This is a genomic window from Thermodesulfobacteriota bacterium (genome assembly GCA_040754335.1).
Classification (GTDB): domain Bacteria; phylum Desulfobacterota_D; class UBA1144; order Nemesobacterales; family UBA2774; genus 2-12-FULL-53-21.
This window is the reverse complement of the sequence record JBFMCV010000002.1, coordinates 530,084-551,022: the sequence shown is the minus strand read 5'-3', so window position 1 is coordinate 551,022 and position 20,939 is coordinate 530,084. Positions and strand designations below refer to the sequence as shown.

The following is a 20,939-nucleotide window of genomic DNA, read 5'->3' as shown; positions in this document are numbered from 1 at the left end:
TAACAATCCAGGAGGATGGATACCGTGAAAAAAATATATTCATCGATATTTTTCATTATTATTCTTACCGCGGCCCCGAGGCTCTGGGCGCAGCCCGTGGAGCTGCCCGAAGGGGCGTGCATTACGCCAGCTGTCGAGCAGTGCCAGAACCCCAACGAGGCAATACTGAAGTGGAGCGAAGGCACAGAAGCCTGGCCCGACGAAGCGTGCAATTCCAACTTCAGCTTCGGCGACTGTAATACCAATAGCTGCGACCAGGCAAACTCCTGGGCGCAGTTCGTATGCGAGTCGAACGGATACGACGTAGGCATCTGGACGGGCAGGAAACAGGCCGGCTGCGGACCGGGCGGCCCCGGCGGCCCTGTAACGAACGGCACCGGAGCCATCAGCTTTTTTTGCCAGGGCGAAATCCCCTGCAATCCGAGTTTTGAAGATTTCTGCCAGCCTACTGACCAGACGCAGGTCGAGGTCTTCTGCTGCAATTTCTCAAGGCCGGCTCTCGCCCCTATACCGACTGTGTCCGAGATAGGGCTGTTAGGTTTGGCAGCGTCGCTCGGAATAGCCGGATTCATGGCTTACAGGAGAAGGAAACAGACCGCGTAAGATTTATAAATCAACCAGTGAAAAGAAAAGGGAGACTCCGGTCTCCCTTTTTTATTTCGCCGCCGAACCTCGGCAATCCCGTCCCCTTCCTCTCTGTCATTCCCGACCCTGAATAGATCCCGTATCAAGTACGGGACATGGTTCAGGGCAGGCGCTGATCGGGAATCTCATATTTGTCTTTTAATTCCCTCCTTTAACAAAGGAGGGTTAGGGTGGATTTGCCTTTTCTTTGTCATTGCGAGCGCAGCACCCATCTCATCCTGCATCATGCATCCTTTATCCTGTATCTCGCATCACCCCCCCTCCCCCGCTTGCAATTTCAGCACGGCGAACCTAAGATAATTCATATACCGACTGACGACAGGGGGTAAACGCCATGCAGCTGAATTTGACGGCAGAAGAAGCAGACATGCTGAAAGAGATCCTCGCGAGCTACCTCTCCGACCTCAGGATGGAGATCGCGGATACGGACAGCATGGATTTCCGTGAAGAGCTGAAAAAGAGAGAGGTCCTTCTGAAGAGGCTGATAGCGGATATCGGGAAGTCGTAAGCGTAATCCCCGCTGTAATGCCCGACCCTGATCGGGAATCCACATATTTAATCCCGTATCCCGCATCCCACCCGTAAGAGCGGCTTCCAGCCGCGATAACATGGATCCCACTGCGAAACAACGCATCAGTCCCACCCCCTCCAGACAACCCGAAAGTTCTCCCCCTCCCCCGCTTGCAATTTGAGAGCGGCGAACCTATGATATTTATATGCCAAATGAGAATAGGGGGTAACCGCCATGCAGCTCAATTTGTCAGCAGAAGATGTCGAAATGATGAAAGAGATTCTCTCGAGCTATCTCTCCGACCTCAGGATGGAGATAGCCGACACCGACAGCATGAGCTTCCGCGAAGAGATGAAGAAGCGCGAAGAGCTCCTTAAGAGGCTCCTCAACGACCTGGGTCAATAGGAAGCGAAGATTTGGTTGTCATTGCGAGCCGAAGGCGTGGCAATCCCGTCTTTTGCACTTAATTCCCTCCTTTGTAAAGAACGGTTCTGAGCAAGCGTAAGAACCGGACGCCCGAACAACAAAGGCACCAAAGTAAATAAATTTGCGGCTGTTCGTGGCCTAAGCCAAATTAGGCTAGGGTGGATTTTTCTTTACTTTTCTTTAAATCCCCCTAAATCCCCCTTTGCTAAAGGGGGATTTAGTATTTAACCCGTTCGTCCTGAGGCGCAGAATCTGCGCTCATGTACGATTCCTCCGTCACTCATCAACTTTCGCCAAATAAAATAATGGAGACAGGATAATACTGAACTGCGCGCCTGTCCTGAGCTCCGTTCATCCTGAGCCTGTCGAAGGACGAAGGGTCGAAGGACGGATCATGTATCCTGTATCCTACATCTTGCATCCTGCATGTATACTTTCTCCGCAGGAGAAACCGCATTGAAGAATCCCGTCACGCCGGCGCTCATCGCGTTCATCATATTTACCGCCCTCATCGATCACGCCCACGCGCAGAAGGACCCGTCCCACGACTTCCGCAGCACGCGGTGGGGCATGACGCCCGCGCAGGTGAAGCTCACCGAGAACTCAGCCCCCGTGAGCGAGACCGATCTCCCGCCCTACGACCTCGCGGTCTCGTACAAGGGCAAGTACGAGGGGCTCGACGCCGAGATCGGATACCTGTTCACGAACGATAAGCTCGTCCTCGGCGGTTACGCCGTGACGAACAAGTACGGCGACCCCGCGCAGTACGTAAAGGACTACGAGAAGATAAAGGGCGTCCTCGCGGGTGAGTACGGCCAGCCCGCGCGCGACGACAAGGTGTGGCGGGAGGGGAAGGAGGAGGCGAACCCCGAGGGCTACGGCAAGGCGGTGGCGGAAGGCAGGCTCGTGCTCCAGAGCGCCTGGCGCACGCCCCGGACGGAAATCTTCCTCACGCTCGAGGGCGGGAACGTGAACACCATACTCTCCGTGCTTTACTACAGCGTCGAGCTCAACCCCCGCGTCGAAGAGCGCAGGCTCAAACAGGAGATGGAGAACTTCTAAGCACACAATGTGTGCTCATATACGATTCATCCGCACCTCATCTGCTTAAACCACCCATAGTGCCCAACCCGTTCGTCCTGAGGCGCAGAATCTGCGCTCATATATAATTGCTCCGTCACTCCTCAGCTTTCGCCAAATAACGGAGCAAGGACAATACTGATCTGCGAGCCTGTCCTGAGCTCCGTTCATCCTGAGCCTGTCGAAGGACGAAGGGTCGAAGCACGTTTCATCTTCCCCCTTCCCCCCTGCTAGGGGGAAGGTCAGGAGCCTGTCCTGAACCATGTCCTGAACTCGTTTCAGGATTGTTTCAGGATGGGGGTGTCACCTTAATATTATTGTCATGCTGAATTTATTTCAGCATCTCGTCTTTACAGTCTGTAGGAGCGGCTTCCAGCCGCGATATATTTTTTATTTGTCACTGCGAGTCCTTCGACTCCGCTCAGGATAAACTCCGCGCGGCAATCTCGCTTTTTATCCTTCCCCGACATTACAGAAACGATTTCGAGCAAGCGAGGAATCGGTCGCTCTATCCTAACAGACAACGTGCCACTTTCTTGGCTCCGTTATTTTCTGCTGGTTAATCGTCAAGAAAATCGCGTGTTGAAGCGAAAAAATCTTTCAGCTTTCCATTTGAAAGATTTTAGCTTAAACGCAAGATTTTTAGCAAATTATGTGCGGGTGAGCACCCGCAGGCACACGATCCTTAAGCCTCCGCTACCGCTCAATTTATACGATTGCTAGATTTGCACCTGTAGCTGCTTAACAACCGTAAAACACACTACGTGTGTGATTTTTGCTTCTTTTCATCAAGGAAAAGAAGAAAACATGTTTTAGGATTGTCCTTACTCGCGTAACCAGACAACCCCCTCACTCCTTCGGCAGCTGCTTTATTATCTCCGCGAGGTCTATCCACACGTTCTCCCTCTTTATCATAGAGTCGTCCGTGAACTCGATCACGTGCAGCAGCCTGAACTTGAGCGGACGCCCCTTGCCCTCGATGCCGAAAGGGCTGCCCGGCGCCCTGCCCTCCCATAGAGATTCGTCGACGAGGAAGTTCTCCCCGTAAAGCCTCCTTATGCACGTAACCTTCCCCCCTTCGAGGTCTGCGAACATCCCCTCGTAGAACGCCCGCGCGTTCTCCCTTCCGTACGTCGGCCCCGTCGGCGAGCCTACTATGTCGTGGACGACGTCCTCCGTGAGAGTGCTCAGCACCCCCTCCACGTCGTCCTTCGCCTCATACCCGAAATGTTCGTCGATCATCCTGTCCATCTGCTCTCGTGTCAGCGCCATGTAATTCCTCCGGATTTAATTTTGGATACAACCCTTGCCGTTAGAATAATATCAGATTCTAAAAACATTTCCTCTTTCATACATTATATGTCATTGCGAGCGGAGCGATTTATCACGGCGTCTCGTCCGGCGTAGTTTTAGCGAAGACGGAAGCCTATTGGCGAAGCCTGGAGCCCGTCGAAGGACGGAGTTTTAATTCCCTCCTTTGGAAAAGGAGGGTTAGGGAGGATTTTCTTTTCTATTTTAAATCCCCCTTAATCCCCCTTTTTCTAAGGGGGAAATCATTATTGCAACAATTGCGATTGAAGCGAAGCAATCTCATCCTTTGCATTTCAATTCCCTCCTTTGGCAAAGAACGGTTCTGAACAACAATTCCGAGCGAGTAAGGAATTGGTCTCTAATGGATGAGTACACAAACCTTATTATTTCTCCGCATCGTAGCAACGGAAGCCAAAATAGCAAGAACCGGACGCCATAACAACAAAGGCAGCTGGGCAAATTAACTTCCAGCTCACCGTCGCCTAAACCAAAAATAGGCAAGGGAGGATTCATCTTTAATAAGTTGAGCAAAATCTTGTTGCAACGGAATATCCGTATGGTATCACTAGACCATGAGGTGCTCGATGAAAGACAAATTCCTTCCGTTCAGGCCCGTCCTCATAAGCCTGCTCATGGTAATCCTGTGCGCGGCAGCGGCGGCGGCGGACGACGATGACGACGATTGGGACGACGACCGGGACGAATATTACGAAGACTATTATGATTATGACGACGATGATTATTACAAGGGATACCCGCCCGGAATTCCATACGGCTACGTCGTAATCCCGCCGGGACAGTATCCCCCGCCGGGTGAGTGCCGCATCTGGGTGCCGGGGCTTCCTCCCGGGCATCAGCCGCCGCCGTTTGACTGCTCGTACTTCGTTCCGAACGTGCCTGCCGGAGGGCTGCTCCTCTACCGCGCTCCCTATTGATCAGGTATTTAGTTAGAATGGGGAAAGTCCACTAATCTTCCTGTCATTCCTGCGAAACCGGGAATCTCCTCTTTGTCTTTAATTCCCTCCTTTAGCAAAGAACGAATGCGAACAAGCGAGCATTCGGACTCCTCACCAACAAAGGCTGCAGAGCAACTTAACTTTTTAGCTCATCGCAGCCTAAGTCAAAATAGGTTAGGGAGGATTTGGTTTTTAACCCGTTCGCCCTGAGCCTAGCCTGTCCTGAGCTCGTCGAAGGGTCGAAAGCGTATTATGCCGCGGAAGATGCTCTTCTCCTCCTCACCGTAAACCACACCCCCACCAGCCCCAACCCCGCAGCCGCCGCAATCATCGCCCACTCCGAAAGCGCGGGAATCGGATTCACAGGCTGGTCAAACCTCACTTCGGTTACAGCCTCGACAGTTGCATTCCCCTGGAAGTCCGAGACCGTAACACGCTCGACCGGCGTCGTCGAATCGAATCCTATGAACGTTTCGAGCTCATCTGTCACGGGTATCGTGATCTCGTCAAGAAGCACGCCGCCCGCGCCGTACACCTGGAACAGGGATACACCGTTACAGGGCGGCTCTCCGTCGAAACAGCCCGTCGTTACCCCGGCGGACAAAACACCGGGCGGGGGGAGCGTTATCTCTATAAACTCGTTCTTCCCGTCCGTCTGCCTCCCGAGCCCATTCCTCGGGTTCGGGTGTCCGTTGTCGTGTGCGCCCACGAGATAGAAGCTCCCGAATGTCGGATTCGAGAAGAACTCGAGACCGGGCAGAATGTCCCCGGGATCAAAGCATGGATCGTCCGAGGAGCTGTTTATCAATACTGTGTCGCAGAAAGTCTCACCTCCCGGAGCTACGTTTCCGTCCTCGAAAGTCTGCACGAGCTGGTCCGGATGGTTCGCTATGTATTCGTCCCTGTCGGTCAGGAAAGTGACCTGCGCCCTCGATTCCGTACCGGACGCGGATAAGGCGATAAAAACGACCAAAGCGGTGAATATAGCCCTGTATTTATGGATTAATTGACACACGAGAGTCCATCCTCCTTCAAGAAGTGTTCCTGTAATTCTATCACAATTGAAGGAGCTAATAAAATATCCCGATCCCCCGGCGCCGCCCCCTCCCGGAAATTTCACACCGCCCGATTCTCCGAGTATAATTCAGTTGTCCGCAGCTAAATCCCCCCTGCCAAGGATAGGTAAAACCGATGCGCGCTGTTTTGAGGATTCTGGCGGCAGCAGCCGCCGTTGTCGTTATAGGCTATCTGGCGTCTGTCTGGGCGCCGAGGCTCTACGACTACTTCACAGCCGAGTCCCGGATACTCGAGGTCCCCGCCTTCCCCGAGATAAAGGAATTCTACCCCGACCTCTACGCGCAGATTCTCTCCGACACGAAATCGGCGATACTCAGGGGCGGAAGCATGGACGACGTTATATCGGATAACGGCATGACGCTCGCGGCGCTCCTTCAGAACGATCTCCCCCTCGCTTCCCCCGAGGCGACGTCGGCCTTCATAACCTCTTTCATCCGCGTATTCGAGAAGGCCGGGAACACCGACCCCGGCTGCTGCGTCGAGCTCATAAACGGTAGCGAAGGGTGCATGTGGTCGCTCATGTCCGGGGAAGAGCAGAACGAGGTGCTCCGTGGGATAGCGCTCATAATAAGGTCGGCTAACACCGAGCCCGCCGAGCTCGCTGACGTGAAGCAGGCGGAGAAGGACATAGGGAGGATATCGTCGAACATCGTGGCGAAGTACGGCCCCGAGATCGACTACACCGCGCAGACCCCGCTCACCGAAGAAGAGAAGAAGAAGGTCTGCTTCGCCATCGCCGATCTCTACTCCGAGACGCTCAAGCTCCCTCCCGGCCGCTCCTCGGACGCGATCAAATACCTCCTCTCCGGCCCCGGCGGCGGGTGAGCACCCGCGGGCATACGGTCCTATTCACCGACTCTGCTCAACCATACCCGTTCGCCCTGCTTGTGCGGCGTAGCCTTGGGCGAAGCCGTAAGCGCGGCAATCTCTTCTTTTATTTTTGTCATTCCCGACACCGATCGGGAATCTCGCCTTTAATAAGCTGTAGGAGCGGCATCCTGCCGCGATTCCTTTAATCCCCTCCCCTGTCCTGAACTCGTTTCAGGATCTAAAAGGAGGGCTAGGGAGGATTTAGTTTTTTCCCTGTTCGTCCCGGGCGCACATGCAGCGTACAGTCGAAGGACGCGATATTTGTCATTGCGAGGCTCAGAATGAGCCGCGCCTGCCCCGGACACCGATCCGGGGGCAATCTCATCATTATCTTGTCATCCTGAACCATTTCCTGGACTTGATCCAGGATCGTTTCAGGATGAGGGGGCACGCTATAAATAACTGTCATGCTGAACTTGTTTCAGCATCTCGGCTCTATCTTTTCCGTCATTACGAGGGAGCGCGACCTGTCCTGCGAAGTTTCAGCGAAACCGGGAGCAGCGCTGCAATCCCGCACCTTCCTCTTTTCCCCTCCGCCTTCCAAACGGGGACCGGCTGCAAGCGAGCGCGAAACCGGTCGCACTCACAACAAAGTCACAGAAGCAAATTGACTTCCGGCTCAATCACACATAAGCCAAAAACAGCTTGGGCGGGGGTTTACCTTAATCTTTCCGTCATTCCCCGCTGCGATTGTAAGTGCCCGGTCCCGGCGTTCCGTCCGGTTCCCGGCGGTATTTCACGAATTCCGCACCCTGTGCGGACGGGCCGGCAAATTCCGGCAAATAGGGATTATAATTAAGTAAAATTAATAAGCCCTATCTGTGATTAAGCAATACAGAATATGGAGTACAAGTTTCGTTCGCCGGATGAATAAAATTCCTTCTCGCGCCGCCCCGCGTCGTCCCCTGCCGCTCATTATGCTGCTGGCTCCGGCACTCAGGTCACGAAGTGAAAGTAGTTACTCATGCCCCGCCGTAACGGGAAGGCAGCCTCGGCCGGACTCTGCCGAGGCGTGGTAGAGGAGATGAAAGAAAGATTTGTTGGAAAAAAAGAGCTCGCTGAAGAGATCGAAGGCCTGCGAAAGCAGAGCTCCCGCCGGGAAAGCATCCTGAACATCACCGAGGACGCCGTCGTGTCCGTCGGCCGGAACCAGAAGATCGTCTTCTTCAATAAAGGGGCGGAGAAGATTTTCGGCTACAGCCGGGACGAAATCCTGGGCAAGCCGCTCGACGTCCTCATACCCGGCCGTTTCGTCGAGGAGCACCAAAAGCACGTAGAGAATTTCGCCCGCGGCCCCGTATCTTCAAAGTACATGAACGAGCGCTCCCGGTTTGCGGCCCTCCGCAAGGACGGCACGGAGTTCCAGGCCGAGGCCTCGATCTCCCGGCAGGGCACGGGGGACGGCATGGTGTTCACGGCCATACTCCGCGACGTCAGCAGAGAGGAGAGATCGAAAAACGAGCTCGAACATGCGCTATCGCTGCTGCGCGCCACGCTCGACGCCACGGCGGACGGCATTATCTCGATAGACGCCTCGAACAGGATAACGAGCCTCAACCGGAAGTACATCGAAATGTGGCGGCTTCCGGAATCTATAGCTGAGACGAAAGACTTCGGCCTGCTGATAGAGCACCTACTCTCACAAGTAAAGGACACCCAAAGCATCCACGGGACGGTAAGGCATCTCGAGGAGTTCCCCGGGAAGGCGATACACGAGTTCATAGAGCTCAGGGACGGCAGGGTATTCGAGCACTCTAGCAATCCTCAGATGGTGGGCAACGAAATAGTCGGCGTCGTCTGCAGCTACCGCGACGTCACCGACGAGAGGCACCTCGTCGAAGAGTTGAACGAGAGCCTCACCCGGCTTTCGAAGAAGAACCGGTACGAATCTATAACCGGCTCGATCAGCAGGAGCGTTACCGAATCCGATAACCTTCAGGAAATTCTGGAAGACATAGTCGACGCCATAAGCAGGAACCTGGATCCTTCCGACATCGTTTCGATCTATTTCGTCGAAAGCCGCGAGGCGGTGCTCAAGGCCTATAGAGGCTACCCGGCCTGGTACATCAGCGAGGCCGGCAGGATACCGTATCCGAAGGGCTTTACCTGGAAAGCGATCATGGAGAACAAGCCCTTGCTCTATTGCTCCGACGTGGACAAGGACATGGCCATCGGTCCCGCCGGCAGAAAGCTGGGAACGAAGAGCTACGTGTCCATGCCGTTCAGCGACGAAGGCAAGGTCACGGGGACTATTAACATACATTCCCTGAAGAGGGAGGCGTTCGACGGGGAAGAGCTGAATTTATTGGAAACGGTGGCCGGCCAGATCGAGAGGGCCATCACAAAAATACGCATGACCGAGGCGCTCCGGCAATCGGAGGAGCGCTACCGCATACTCTTCGACCAGTCGCCCGTCGGCGTGTATATATTCGATAATGAGTTGAGGATTACCCAATGTAACAAGCGTTTGGCTGAGATAATACAGTCGTCCTATGACGAGATTTTTGGACTCGATATGAGGAAGCTCAAGGACAAGAGTTTTATCCCCGCGATGGAGCGTGCAATTGAAGGGCAGTCTTCTTACCATGAAGGTCTCTACTCCGCTACGACAAGTTCGGCGGACTTATGGTTATCCCTTTACTTTTCTCCCCTGCGCGATGTAAATGGAAAAGTCATCGGCGGCATGGCGGTCGCCGAGGACATCACCAAGCGCAGGGAAGCGGAGGAAGCGCTCCGGAAGGCCAAGGAGAGCCTCTCCGACGCGCAGCGCATTGCGCACCTCGGCAACTGGGACTGGGATGTAATTACGAACGAGCTTCACTGGTCGGACGAAGTCTACCGCATATTCGGATACGAGCCCCAGGAGTTCGGCGCCACTTACGGATCGTTCCTGAATTCCGTCCACCCGGACGACAGGGATTTCGTAAAGAAGGCCGTCGACGACGCGCTCTACAGGGGTGCGATCTACAGCATCGACCACCGGATAGTGCTGCCGGACGGCTCGGAGCGGTTCGTCCACGAGCAGGCCGAGGTCGTCTTCGACGATTACGGCCGGCCTGTCCGCATGATAGGGACGGTGCTCGACATCACCGGCCTGAGAAAGACGGAGAAGGCGCTGAGAGAGCACGAACGCATGCTCACGACAGTGCTGAGCAGCCTGCCGGGATGCACCTACCGCTGCAGGAACGACGAGGACTTCTCGTTCGAATTCGCGAGCGAAGGCCTGAAGGCGCTCACCGGCTATACGTTCGAAGACTACGAGAGCAAAAAGGTGAATTACCTCGACATCGTCAACCCCGAAGACCTTCCGCCTCTCCTGAGCGACGTGTACGAGGCGCTCGAAAAGCACAAAATGTATGAGCTCGTCTACAGGATAAGGACGAGGACCGGAGAAGAGAAGTGGGTATGGGACAAAGGCCAGGGCGTATACTCGCCCTCGGGAGAGCTCCTTTACCTGGAAGGCTTCGTCACGGACATAACCGAGAGGAAGCGTCTCGAAGAGCGGCTCCGCCAGTCCCAGAAGATGGAAGCCGTTGGGAAGCTCGCGGGCGGTATCGCCCACGACTTCAACAACCTGCTGACGGTCATACTCAACTACAGCGACCTCCTGCTCTCGCGCCCGCTCGTCGATAAAAAGCAGGAGGAGGGCATACGTGAGATCAGGAACGCCGGGGAGCGCGCCGCGGCTTTGACGAACCAGCTCCTGGCCTTCAGCCGCAAGCAGATACTCCAGCCCAAGGTTCTCGACCTGAACGGAGTGGTTACCGGCATGGAGAAGATGATACGGCGGCTCGTCCGCGAGGACATTGAGCTCGTTACCGAGCTCGAGCCCGCGCTCGGGCGCGTGAAAGCCGACCCGGTACAGATCGAGCAGGTGGTGATGAACCTCGTCATAAACGCCGGCGACGCCATGCCCAGGGGGGGCAGGCTGCACATACAAACGTTGAACGTTTCTCAAGTCGATGCTTCCGCGGTCCTCAAACCCGATCTCCCGCCAGGCCGGTACGTGATGCTCGCAGTGAGCGATACCGGACACGGCATGGACGAGGCGACGCTGTCGCAGATATTCGAGCCCTTCTACACGACGAAGGAGCTCGGGAAAGGGACAGGGCTCGGCCTCGCGACCGTCTACGGGATAATCAATCAGAGCGGCGGACACGTCACGGTCGATAGCGGAAGGAACAGGGGCACGACGTTTAAAATATATCTCCCCGCGGTCGACGGTCAGCCCGAGCAGGCCGGAGAAAGCGCGGGTGTAACGGTGCGCCCGCAGGGAGGGCCCGAAACCATACTTATTGCCGAGGACCAGCAGGAGGTCCTGTCCCTGATCAGTCTCGTACTGGAAGAAGCCGGCCATAAGGTGCTTAAAGCGAATAACTGTATCGAAGCGGTCCGTGCCTGCGAGGAGTACCGGGACCCGATCCACCTGCTTCTGATAGACGTGGTAATGCCGCGGATGAGCGGCCCCGAGCTCGCACGGCGCTTGACTGCTCTTCACCCGGAGATGAAAGTCCTTTACATGTCGGGCTACATCGATCATACGATCGATGAGCATGGTATCTTCTCGAACGGAAAATCCTTCATCCAGAAACCTTTTACGCCGTTGAACCTGCTCGGCAAGGTGCGCGAGGTTCTGGACTCGCCTCCGGCCCGGCCCGCGGCTAAATAGAAGAGATGATTTCCCGAGCATATCCGGACCGGGGTATAGATTCACTCCCGCGCCCGGCGAATCCGGAAGCGACCGCGGTAATCTCCCCCCACCCTGTCGTTGCGAGGGAACGCTTTTTGTGACCGCGGCAATCTCATCATTATCTTGTCATCCTGAATTTATTTCAGGATCTGTCTTTATCCTTTCTGTCATTCCCGAGAAATCGGGAATCTCGTCTTGTAGAAACTGTAGGAGCGGCTTCCAGCCGCGATAGATTTTTATCTGTCATTTCGAGCAACAGTTCTGAGTGTGCGCAAGAACCGGACGCCCTCGCTTAGGTAACAGAAGCTAATTAACGAGGAGAAAATGCGGGATCAAGTTCTAATAGCGAGAAATCTATTGTTGTCTTTATTCCCTCCTTTGAAAAAGAACGAATGCGAGCAAGTAAGCATTCGGACGCCCAAGCTAAAAGAGCATCATAGAAGATTAACTCCCCGCACAACGCTGCCTTAGCCAAAATAGGTAGGGAGGATTTGTCTTTAACCCGTTCGTCCTGAGCCAGTCGAAGGACTGTTGCGCGCCGTAATCCCGCCCTCTGGATTCACCCCCATAGCCGCCATCCTCTAAATAATGTAGTATCGTACTATCCGTCATGCCCGGAATAAAAGACGAAACGTTCGGCGGCGCGTATCCCTTCACCTCCCGCTTCTTCAGCGCGGGCGGTCTCGACTTGCATTACGTAGACGAGGGTGGAGGCGAGCCCGTCCTCATGCTCCACGGCGACCCGACGTGGGGCTACCTGTGGCGTAGATTCATCCCGGCGCTGTCGCGGAAAAGGAGGGTCATAGTCCCCGACCACATGGGCATGGGCAAATCGGACGCGCCCGCGGAACCGTATCCTTATCTCCTCCGCCACCACATAACGAACCTCGAATCGCTCGTCCTCTCTCTCGGTCTCTCGGACATAACGCTCGTAGTGCACGACTGGGGCGGCCCAGTGGGCTTAGGCTTCGCAGCGAGACGACCGGAGCTGATTAAGCGCCTCGTGCTCACGAACACCTGGGCGTTCGCAGAGTGGCCGGGCGCGCCCTTCCCGAAATTGATAGAGATGATACGCTCCCCCCGCGGCGAGCAGTTCGTATTGGAGAAGAACGGATACGCCGCGCGCGCGTTAACGGGCACAGTGAACTACCCTGAGAAGCTGACGCCGGAGGTTATGTCCGCGTATCTGGCGCCATTCCCCACGCCGGAATCGAGGAGAGCTCTACTCTGCTGGTCCCGCGACATCCCGGTCGCCGAAGGGGACGCGTCGTGGGACGAGATGAAGCGTATCGAGGACAGCCTGCCGCTATTCGGCAATATCCCCATTCTCATCGTCTGGGGCATGCTCGACCCCGTGCTCCCGCCCCAGGTTCTGGAAATGTGGAAACGCGTATATCCCCGCGCGCGAGTCGTCGAAATACCCGACGCCTCCCACTTCCTCCAGGAAGACGCCCCCGGGGAAGTGCTCGCAGCGATCGAGGAATTTTTGGCGGGGTCAATTTGATATCCTCCCCTGTAGGAGCGGCATCTTGCCGCGATTGAACCGGGATCGATGCAAGATTCACTACTGCGCTTGTCATTTAGAACGTATGTGAGAAATCCGTTTACAAAGTCATTCTGAACTACGGGTCTGAACTAGTGCAAGAACCGGACGCCATAGGCAAAATGCAATGAAGTGATTGTTCCTCGGATAATATTGGTTAACCCAATATATTCGGGATCTCATTTTTTCTTTCTATTCCCTCCTTTGGCAAAGGAGGGTCAGGGAGGATTTTTGTATCCTGTTAACAATGGCAATTAAGCTAATCAGCTTCCGGAAGGTGTTTCCCCAATACTAGGCAACTCATCCTTTTCAGAAAAACTCGAAGTCTTCACAGTATCAAGAAGTTCCTGAAAAGCATAGAGCGAATTTCTTTTTTCTTCACCAATTTCGCTGAGAATCCCTCCTTTTACAAATTTGTCCAATAGATTATAAATCGTCTGATTACTCTTTGCATCCATCAATTTTTTTAAAGTTTTGAATGAAACCATGGGATTCGAAAATAATATGTCTAACAAGTTCATCGCATACTTCGAATTCATGGATCCTATTACTTCCTTTTTCTCATGATAAAGGATTAGCATATTGAGGGCTTTTATTTTGCTGCCAATAGCTTGAATCGTGACTGAGCGAAGAAAAAAATTTATCCAATCTTCCCAAATCTTGTTCTCATCCATCTGTTGAAGCCAAAAAATATAATTATCCCTTTTATGCTCAAAATATTCACTCATATATAAGTAAGGATAGTTCAAGTATTTCTTCTGAAATAAAATGATTGGAATTAGTATTCTCCCTATCCTTCCGCTCCCGTCCATAAACGGATGTATCGCCTCGAACTGATAATGAGAGACTGCAGCAATCACCAGCGGATCTTCATCTTTATTCATATTCACATAGTTTTCCCAATTACTCAGCAAGCGAGGAAGATCCGTTGGAGGCGGTGGAATATAGTTCGCCTCATCAATAGTCGCTCCACGTCTTCCTACGAACACCTGAATTCTCCTCAAATTCCCCCTGTCCTTTTTTTCTCCTCTAGTAGAATCTAACAGCATGGAATGTATTTCCTTGATGAAATTTTCGCCTATTGGTTGACCCTCTTTTTCTATTTTATCAATTGAGTACTTTAAAGCTTTCCTATAGTTCAATACTTCTTTTATATCTTGTTCTTTTTCGATTCCTTCAATTTGCTTTTTTGAAGCTTCATACTTATATATTTCTTCTAGACTTGCCTGAGTCCCCTCAATTTTTGAACTGGTAACTGCTTCATTCGTTAACATTGGGTCAATTAACAAAAATTTATTTGGAATGTTCGTCAGAACTCCCTGAAGTTCACCCACAGCCTTATTTGCCTGACCCAATTCTCTAAATATCTTGCTATAGTCGATCTTTGGCGGTAGAAGTTCAGGTATCTTCGGAAGCTTATTTCTTTCCATCATATCCGCTCTCTTATTCCAATTTATTCTAACTTAATGGAATAAGAATACCCCTTATTCCACTAAAACGCAAATTAATGGAATAAGGCCCTTCCTTATTCCATTCCATTGGAATAACCACCCTCCTTATTCCACTCAAACTCGTTTTAATGGAATAACAGGTCGCATTTGCATCTTCCCCCTCCCCCGCACATAATATAGCCAATCACCCCGGGAGCGTTAACCCTTGACCAGCCGTACATGCGCCGTAATCCTCGCCTTATTTATATGCCTCGCCGCAGGGTGCACCTGCTCCCGCGACGAAAAGCCCGACTTCAGGAACGTCAGGTGGGGCATGTCGAAGGAAGAGGTGAAGGAGCGCGAGTCGGGGGAGCTCATGAGGGAGGGGAACGAGGCGCTCACGTACAGGATAGGCGGCGAGCTCTCGACCGTGGCGTCGGAGGGCGTGGTCGAGGTGGAGGTCGACGGCGAGGACGGCGCCGTATCGCATCCGCGCGTGACGATAGAGGTCGAGAACGTCGAGCCCGAATACGACATAGTCTACGCGTTCAAGGACGGGAAGCTCGGCATGGCAGTCCTTCACCTACGCGACAGCGGGCAGCCCCCCTCAGAGTACGTAAGGCTCCTCAGGGCAAAGTCTGCCGGGATATCTAAAGAGACGGGCGTCCCCGCCTCGGGCGTCGCCGAGTACGGCGATTCCCCGCCGAAGCAGGACCCTTATTCGAGCCCCGGAGAGATATGCGAGGGAAAGTATGCGCTCAAGCACGTCTGGCCCACGCTGAACGGGAGGACCGACGTCTCGATCGAGCTCGACGAAAAGAAATTCTCCCCCTCGCCCGACTGCAACCTCTCCGTATTCTACGAGAGCGTCGAATACCCAGTAGACCCCTCACTCTCGGACGAGCTCCACGAGATGCTTTAAGCAGCTCCGTCCATGCACCTCCTGTTTTGTCATTTCGAGCAACAGTTCTGAGCAGGCAACAATTGCGAGCAAGTGAGCAATTGGTTGTTATTGGTTGAGTGCAAGTCTGCTGATCAACGAAGGACAATCTCGTGAAGCCATATTAAACTGGTCGCTCTTAGCTGATTGCACATAACTCACATTCACATCGTATACAATCCGCACAAGCCAAAACAAGAAATCTATCTTGTCATCCTGAACCATGCCCTGAACCACGTCCCGGCCTGTCCTGAACTTGATTCAGGAACTCCGATCCGGGATCGTTTCAGGATCTATTCAGCATCTCATCTTTTTCCTGTCATTGCGAGCGGAACGAGTGAAAGCGAGTGGAAGCGCGGCAATCTCATCCTTAACTTGTCATTTCGAACTCACGTGAAAAATCCAACTTTTGCCTTTCCTTTTAATCCCCCCTTTCTTAAAGGGGGGTTCGGGGGGATTTTTATTTTTGTCATTCCCGACCACGGTTCTGAACAGCAAATCCGGGCAAGTAACGGATTCGAGCAACGATTCTGAACGCGTGAGGAATCGGACTCCTTAGACAGATTACTCACAAGTTAATTATCCCCGGCTACTTACTGATTTAAGCCAAAATAAGAGAATCCGGTCTCTTCCGGCCGAATACACGGACGATTATAGCATGGGATGCTCTATTGAAGCCAAAATAAATTGGTCTCTAATGGATGTGTGCACGAATCTTATTATTTCTCCGCATCGTAGCAACGGAAGCCAAATTGGTGAGAACCGGTCGCTCATGGCTTATTGCAAGTAAGTCTCTTTATTCAGGCTCCTCGGCAGCACAAGCCGAAATAAATCGGGAATCCATTTCTTTCATCCTGTATCCTGCACCATGCATGTCCCGGCGCATGCCACGGCGTAGCGAAGCGAAGCCGGTAAGCCGGGTAGTCAAAGACGTAGCCAGACATCCTGCTCGGGCGTGCAAAGTAAGAGGCGTAGTCCCCGTCTCCCCCTTCCATCCAGCCGGGGTTATAATTATTAATCTTTATATTTTCGTGTTAATCTATGCCACTCGGCCTTAAAGGAGGATGGACAATGAGATACAGGAAAGCATTACTATCACTTTTACTCGTCTTCACGGCCGCGTTCGGCCTCGTCGGAGGCTGCAATAACGGCGGAGGCTCGAACATCCCGGCCGACATCCGCGCGATATTCAACAAATCATTCTACAATGGAGCCATATGGGGGCTCCGCGTAGTTGACCTCGAAACAGGCGAAGTGCTCATCGACTTGAAACCAAATTACCCGTTCTTCATCGGCTCTGTCAGAAAGGTCTTTTCAGTCGGCGAGCTGCTCAATGCAATCGGAGCCGACACCCACTTCGTCACTCCGATATACAAACAAGGCGAAGTCGACGGCTCGGGGGTGCTCGACGGCAATCTCATCCTCGTCGCCTCGGGCGACATCTCGATGGGCGGCCGTACCAAGGCGAACGGGCAGTTCGCGATCAGCAACTTCGACCACAACGAGGCGAATTCCCTCGGGAACGCCGTGCTCACGAAACCCAACCCGCTCAAGGGATACAAGGCGATAGCCGAGCAGATAGCGGCAGCGGGCATCACGCAGGTGGACGACGTCGTCATCGACGACAGGCTCTTCCAGCCCTACCCCTTCAGGAACGAGGGCAATTTCGCGATCAGGCCGATATTCGTGAACGACGACTGCGTCGACCTGATTGTTAATCCGGCCTCGGTCGGAATGGAAGCGTCCGTCGACTGGCGTCCCAAATCCGCCGCATTCACCGTGCAGAATGATATAGTCACGAGCGGCCCGGGAACAGAGTTCATGCTCGAACTCGACCCGGAATTCCCCCCGTGCTTCGGCGAGCCCGGCTGCTCGGGAGAGATTTCGGGACAGCTCCCTATCGATTTCATACCGCCCCTCACGGAAGAGTTCCCGCTCATAAGAACCTTCAGAATAGTCGAGCCTCAGAACTACGCGCGCACCGTGCTTATCGAATTGCTGGAAGACGCGGGCGTCACTGTGCTCGCCGACACCGTGGCCCTGAACCCCGTCGCGAAGCTCCCGCCCAAGGATTCGTACTCGCAGGACGACCTCGTAACGACCTTCGTTTCGTTTCCGTATGGTGACTACGCGAGGCTAATCCTGAAAGTGAGCTACAACATCGGCGCGGACACAAGCCTCCTCCTCTGGGGACTCACTGCCGGTGTAGATAACATGGACGACGCGCTCGTCGAGGAAAGGGAATCTCTCACCACGGTTTACGGCATACCCGGCGACGAGTTTTTCTTCGTCGACGGGAGCGGAGGCGGCGATACAACCGCGACCAACCGTGTAGTGACCCAATGGCTTGAAATTATGACCGACCAGCAGGCGTTCGACACTTTCTTCGACGCGCTCCCGATACTCGGAGTGGACGGCTCCCTCGGGTTCGTGACCGATTTCGAGCAGGACCCCTCGCTTGCGGGCGCAAAGGGACAGGTCCACGCGAAGACCGGCACGTTCGCCGCGGGCGACGAGTCGGGCCTCGTGATCAAGGGGCAGGCGTTCGGGGGTTATATCGACACGAAGAGCGGCAGACGTCTCGTCTACCAGCTCGTCGTCAACGACGTCCCCATAGTCGAATTCGATCAGCTGCTCGACATATTCCAGGACGAGGGCACGATCTCCGCGATCCTCTGGCGGGATTATTAACACAAAGCGCACGTTGTGCGCTCATATACGATTCTAGTGAACCGTTGTTGCTTTTACCACCACACGCAGCCCGACACGTCCTACTTCGACAAGTTCAGCACAACCAACTAATTCCCTCCCCCTTCCCAAGGGGGAGGGTTCGGGTGGGGGTTTACATTTAAATCAGTCATCCTGAATTTATTTCAGGATCTAGGTTTTGTCGTTCCCGACCACGATCGGGAATCTCGCTTTTTCTTTCCCTACACAGAACCGAATACGCCCGCACGTCCGCGCGCACAAAAAAGCCCGGGGAGCATTCACCCGGGCTTCGTATTCCCAGGATTGAAATTTTTATCGGCTCTTCGTGAGAGCGCAAAACCCTACATCAGAACGGCCCCGCTCCGAGCGACGCACACGTCTCTCCGGGATGGAAGACCGCCGTCCAGTGCGCAGGCAGACTCGTCGGAGAACTGGCAGGCAGGGATCTTACAGCGATGAGGTCCGTATTGGCGGTAAAATCGATGCAGTGAGTCGTGTCGCTGCATGTGAGGTTTCCGTGTGTTATTTGGCACGTGACCGATGCGTCGGCACTATTCTTTCTGATGAAAAACGTGTAGCTGTCGCCCGCACCCGAAGCAATAGCCGATCTCAAGCGTACCCTGAGAGATGTTATCGCACCCGAGGCCGGCATAAGCTGTTGAACCTGACTTTCATTAGAATTGGTCTCGGAATAAAACATGGGTAAATAACTTGATCCCGAATTCGAAAGGTTGGTGGACGTCCCGCCGCCGATTATTTGAATCGCAGGCCCCGCAGGCCCTGCAGGCCCCTCTTCTCCCTCTTCGCCCTGAGGCCCGGGATCGCCCTGCGGCCCGGCTGGCCCCGCTGGACCGGCTGGTCCTGTTGCCCCTGTGGGTCCGGTCGGCCCCGGATCACCCTGCGGCCCCGCTGGTCCCGTCGCTCCGGCAGGTCCGGTCGGTCCCGTCGGCCCTTGAGGCCCCGGATCACCCTGAGCTCCCTGCGGTCCCTCCGGCCCGTTACATACATAAGTAGTGCTCGTAACTATGCTGTTCTGCCCCGATTCAACCTTGACCCCGCCGCCAGCGCAGTTAGCGCCAGGGGGTTCGGGCGTCGTGTTGACGAATGCATCGAGTCCTGCTGGCCCTTGCGGCCCGGTTGCACCGGTAGCACCTGTTGGCCCTGTCGGTCCTTGAGGCCCCTGGTCTCCCTGCGGTCCGGTCGGTCCGGTCGGCCCCGTATTGCCTTGGGGGCCTTGAGGCCCGGTGTCTCCCTGTACCCCCTGTGGTCCGACAGCTCCGTTACAAACGAAAGTAGTGCTTGATACAATATTGTCCTGTCCCGATTCCACCTTAATACCTCCATCGGTGCAGTTAGACCCCGGCGGCTCGGGGGTCGTGTTTACGAACGCATTGAGCCCGTTCGTCCCGGTTGGCCCTTGCGGCCCGGTTGCGCCGACAGGTCCCTGAGGTCCCGTTGCTCCGACTGGCCCTTGCACACCCTGAGGCCCTATAGGCCCGATCTGCCCCGGAGGACCTTCCACACCCTGCGGACCCTGCGGTCCCGGAGGTCCGGGAGGCCCCTGCTCGCCGGAGGTGATTTCGAGCGGTATCTCCTGACTGGAACATTCCGTGTCAGGCCCCTTGTAAGTGACTATTTGAAGAAAATCGTCGAGAACGCAAAAGCTAACTTCTTCGGCAAAAGCGGCGCTTCCGCACAACAAAAAGCAGAAGGCACAAAAAACCCTTGTGAACCTTTTCATAATATCCCCTTCCTCCAAAGTGATTTTAAAAAGGTCTAATACAAATCTTGTATTGACTACATGTCACGGGTAACAGACGATAACAAAAATGTCGTTTATTTTAATATTTGTAATTGCACTTGTCAAATTTTGCGATATAGGTTATTTTAGTAATCGGTAATAAGACTGGTTGTTTTAAGCTAATTCTTAATAACTGTTCTTAGGTTTCAGTCACTTATGTTCATTTTATATTTTTAGTTTTAATTAATTGTGATTACCCGGCAGCGGTGTTTTTTCGCATCCATTCTGCTGTGGTAAAATTGTTCAAATTTTATCGGAGGATAAAGATGAAATCTGGAGGATTACGTTTAGTTATATTTGTAACTGCATTTATCGCCTTGATTTACGCCTGCGGAGGAAGCTCTTCCTCGGACAGCCCAAACCCCCAGCCGACTCCCGAGCCTACGCCGCAGCCCACATCCAGCCCGTCGGCGTGCAATTCCCCCTCGCTGAATACGCCCTACCTCGACGGCGATGACGTGGAGGAGTTCTACGTCTACAACGCTCCCGGAAGCACGCTCGACACGCACCTCTTCTCTGACGGCAGCAACGTTTACGTGCTGGTATTCGACGGGACCACCACTTTCGGATTCAGCGGCGTACCCACGGGCGCGGGCACGGCGTGCGAATTCATCAAGGCTGACGCCGACTACAATAACGACGGTACGTTCGACGAGACGGCCAATAGTTTCTTCAGCAGCTGCATAAGGCTCGACAACGGAGGCGGGTTCACCTTCCTCGACGGCCCGAGCAGAGTGGACGCGTCTCCCGAATTCGAGCAGAGGCTCCTCATACTTTACAATCAGGTCCTCTACTTCAACGTGTTCGCAACGCTCTCGTGCGACCTGACCGAGCCCGTTCCCGATAGCGGTATCTACGAGCCTCTTCTTTTGCAGCTCCAGGCCGGCATCAATGCACTGTGAGACACAAGATAGACCGCCTACAGTGCAGGAGCGATTTTCCTGAATAGA

General features: G+C 54.0%; 15 protein-coding genes. 11 read left to right on the top strand and 4 right to left on the bottom strand.

Annotated features, from left to right (window positions below; genetic code table 11):
* The first annotated feature begins 24 nt into the window (after positions 1-24).
* The 4 genes from AB1598_05935 (at position 25) to AB1598_05920 (ending at position 2,644) form a co-directional block, all read left to right on the top strand.
* Positions 25-603, top strand: coding sequence for an IPTL-CTERM sorting domain-containing protein (locus AB1598_05935; GenBank protein MEW6144542.1), 579 nt, complete (start codon positions 25-27; stop codon positions 601-603).
* Between the two features lie 376 nt (positions 604-979).
* Entirely contained in the window at positions 980-1,153 is a 174-nt protein-coding gene (locus AB1598_05930) for a hypothetical protein (GenBank protein MEW6144541.1), read from the top strand.
* Between the two features lie 237 nt (positions 1,154-1,390).
* Complete coding sequence (locus tag AB1598_05925) at positions 1,391-1,561, top strand: hypothetical protein (protein MEW6144540.1); 171 nt, start codon at positions 1,391-1,393, stop codon at positions 1,559-1,561.
* Between the two features lie 477 nt (positions 1,562-2,038).
* Positions 2,039-2,644, top strand: coding sequence for a hypothetical protein (locus AB1598_05920; protein ID MEW6144539.1), 606 nt, complete (start codon positions 2,039-2,041; stop codon positions 2,642-2,644).
* 867 nt (positions 2,645-3,511) lie between these two features.
* Here AB1598_05920 and AB1598_05915 read toward each other — a convergent pair.
* Positions 3,512-3,934: an ester cyclase gene (locus AB1598_05915; GenBank protein MEW6144538.1), complete on the bottom strand. Its 423-nt coding sequence runs from the start codon at positions 3,932-3,934 to the stop codon at positions 3,512-3,514.
* 623 nt (positions 3,935-4,557) lie between these two features.
* On the opposite strand from AB1598_05915, the gene AB1598_05910 reads away from it, so the two are divergent.
* Positions 4,558-4,908 (top strand): hypothetical protein, encoded by a 351-nt coding sequence (locus AB1598_05910; GenBank protein ID MEW6144537.1) that lies wholly within the window; start codon positions 4,558-4,560, stop codon positions 4,906-4,908.
* A 271-nt stretch (positions 4,909-5,179) separates the two neighbouring features.
* Here the strand turns inward: AB1598_05910 and AB1598_05905 are convergent, their stop codons facing one another.
* Positions 5,180-5,944, bottom strand: a complete 765-nt coding sequence (locus tag AB1598_05905; protein ID MEW6144536.1) for an IPTL-CTERM sorting domain-containing protein — start codon at positions 5,942-5,944, stop codon at positions 5,180-5,182.
* A gap of 176 nt (positions 5,945-6,120) precedes the next feature.
* Here AB1598_05905 and AB1598_05900 point away from each other — a divergent pair, with 176 nt between their 5' ends.
* The 3 genes from AB1598_05900 to AB1598_05890 all read left to right on the top strand — a co-directional run bounded on the left by AB1598_05900 (position 6,121) and on the right by AB1598_05890 (position 13,070).
* On the top strand, positions 6,121-6,831 hold the full coding sequence (locus AB1598_05900) for a hypothetical protein (protein ID MEW6144535.1): 711 nt from the start codon (positions 6,121-6,123) through the stop codon (positions 6,829-6,831).
* A gap of 1,009 nt (positions 6,832-7,840) precedes the next feature.
* Positions 7,841-11,545: a PAS domain S-box protein gene (locus AB1598_05895; GenBank protein MEW6144534.1), complete on the top strand. Its 3,705-nt coding sequence runs from the start codon at positions 7,841-7,843 to the stop codon at positions 11,543-11,545.
* Positions 11,546-12,176: 631 nt separating this feature from the next.
* Positions 12,177-13,070 (top strand): alpha/beta fold hydrolase, encoded by an 894-nt coding sequence (locus tag AB1598_05890; protein MEW6144533.1) that lies wholly within the window; start codon positions 12,177-12,179, stop codon positions 13,068-13,070.
* Positions 13,071-13,372: 302 nt separating this feature from the next.
* Here AB1598_05890 and AB1598_05885 read toward each other — a convergent pair whose 3' ends face one another.
* On the bottom strand, positions 13,373-14,542 hold the full coding sequence (locus tag AB1598_05885; protein MEW6144532.1) for a Fic family protein: 1,170 nt from the start codon (positions 14,540-14,542) through the stop codon (positions 13,373-13,375).
* A gap of 223 nt (positions 14,543-14,765) precedes the next feature.
* Here AB1598_05885 and AB1598_05880 point away from each other — a divergent pair, with 223 nt between their 5' ends.
* The gene (locus tag AB1598_05880) at positions 14,766-15,461 is read left to right on the top strand and encodes a hypothetical protein (protein MEW6144531.1); all 696 of its coding nucleotides are present in this window, start codon (positions 14,766-14,768) and stop codon (positions 15,459-15,461) included.
* Between the two features lie 1,089 nt (positions 15,462-16,550).
* The gene (locus AB1598_05875; GenBank protein ID MEW6144530.1) at positions 16,551-18,170 is read left to right on the top strand and encodes a D-alanyl-D-alanine carboxypeptidase; all 1,620 of its coding nucleotides are present in this window, start codon (positions 16,551-16,553) and stop codon (positions 18,168-18,170) included.
* Between the two features lie 364 nt (positions 18,171-18,534).
* On the opposite strand, the gene AB1598_05870 is transcribed toward AB1598_05875, so the two are convergent.
* A complete protein-coding gene (locus tag AB1598_05870) occupies positions 18,535-18,801 on the bottom strand; it encodes a hypothetical protein (GenBank protein MEW6144529.1) in 267 nt (88 codons plus the stop codon).
* A gap of 1,454 nt (positions 18,802-20,255) precedes the next feature.
* Here AB1598_05870 and AB1598_05865 point away from each other — a divergent pair.
* Positions 20,256-20,891 carry a hypothetical protein gene (locus AB1598_05865; GenBank protein ID MEW6144528.1) on the top strand — a complete coding sequence of 212 codons (636 nt, stop codon included), beginning with the start codon at positions 20,256-20,258 and terminating at the stop codon, positions 20,889-20,891.
* Positions 20,892-20,939 lie beyond the last annotated feature (48 nt).

Bases quoted from the DNA above. Each gene is read 5' to 3' on its own strand.
- AB1598_05930 (MEW6144541.1), top strand. From the start codon at position 980: ATGCAGCTGAATTTGACGGCAGAAGAAGCAGACATGCTGAAAGAGATC.
- AB1598_05925 (MEW6144540.1), top strand. From the start codon at position 1,391: ATGCAGCTCAATTTGTCAGCAGAAGATGTCGAAATGATGAAAGAGATT.
- AB1598_05915 (MEW6144538.1), bottom strand. From the start codon at position 3,934: ATGGCGCTGACACGAGAGCAGATGGACAGGATGATCGACGAACATTTC.
- AB1598_05910 (MEW6144537.1), top strand. From the start codon at position 4,558: ATGAAAGACAAATTCCTTCCGTTCAGGCCCGTCCTCATAAGCCTGCTC.
- AB1598_05900 (MEW6144535.1), top strand. From the start codon at position 6,121: ATGCGCGCTGTTTTGAGGATTCTGGCGGCAGCAGCCGCCGTTGTCGTT.
- AB1598_05895 (MEW6144534.1), top strand. From the start codon at position 7,841: ATGCCCCGCCGTAACGGGAAGGCAGCCTCGGCCGGACTCTGCCGAGGC.
- AB1598_05890 (MEW6144533.1), top strand. From the start codon at position 12,177: ATGCCCGGAATAAAAGACGAAACGTTCGGCGGCGCGTATCCCTTCACC.
- AB1598_05885 (MEW6144532.1), bottom strand. From the start codon at position 14,542: ATGATGGAAAGAAATAAGCTTCCGAAGATACCTGAACTTCTACCGCCA.
- AB1598_05875 (MEW6144530.1), top strand. From the start codon at position 16,551: ATGAGATACAGGAAAGCATTACTATCACTTTTACTCGTCTTCACGGCC.
- AB1598_05865 (MEW6144528.1), top strand. From the start codon at position 20,256: ATGAAATCTGGAGGATTACGTTTAGTTATATTTGTAACTGCATTTATC.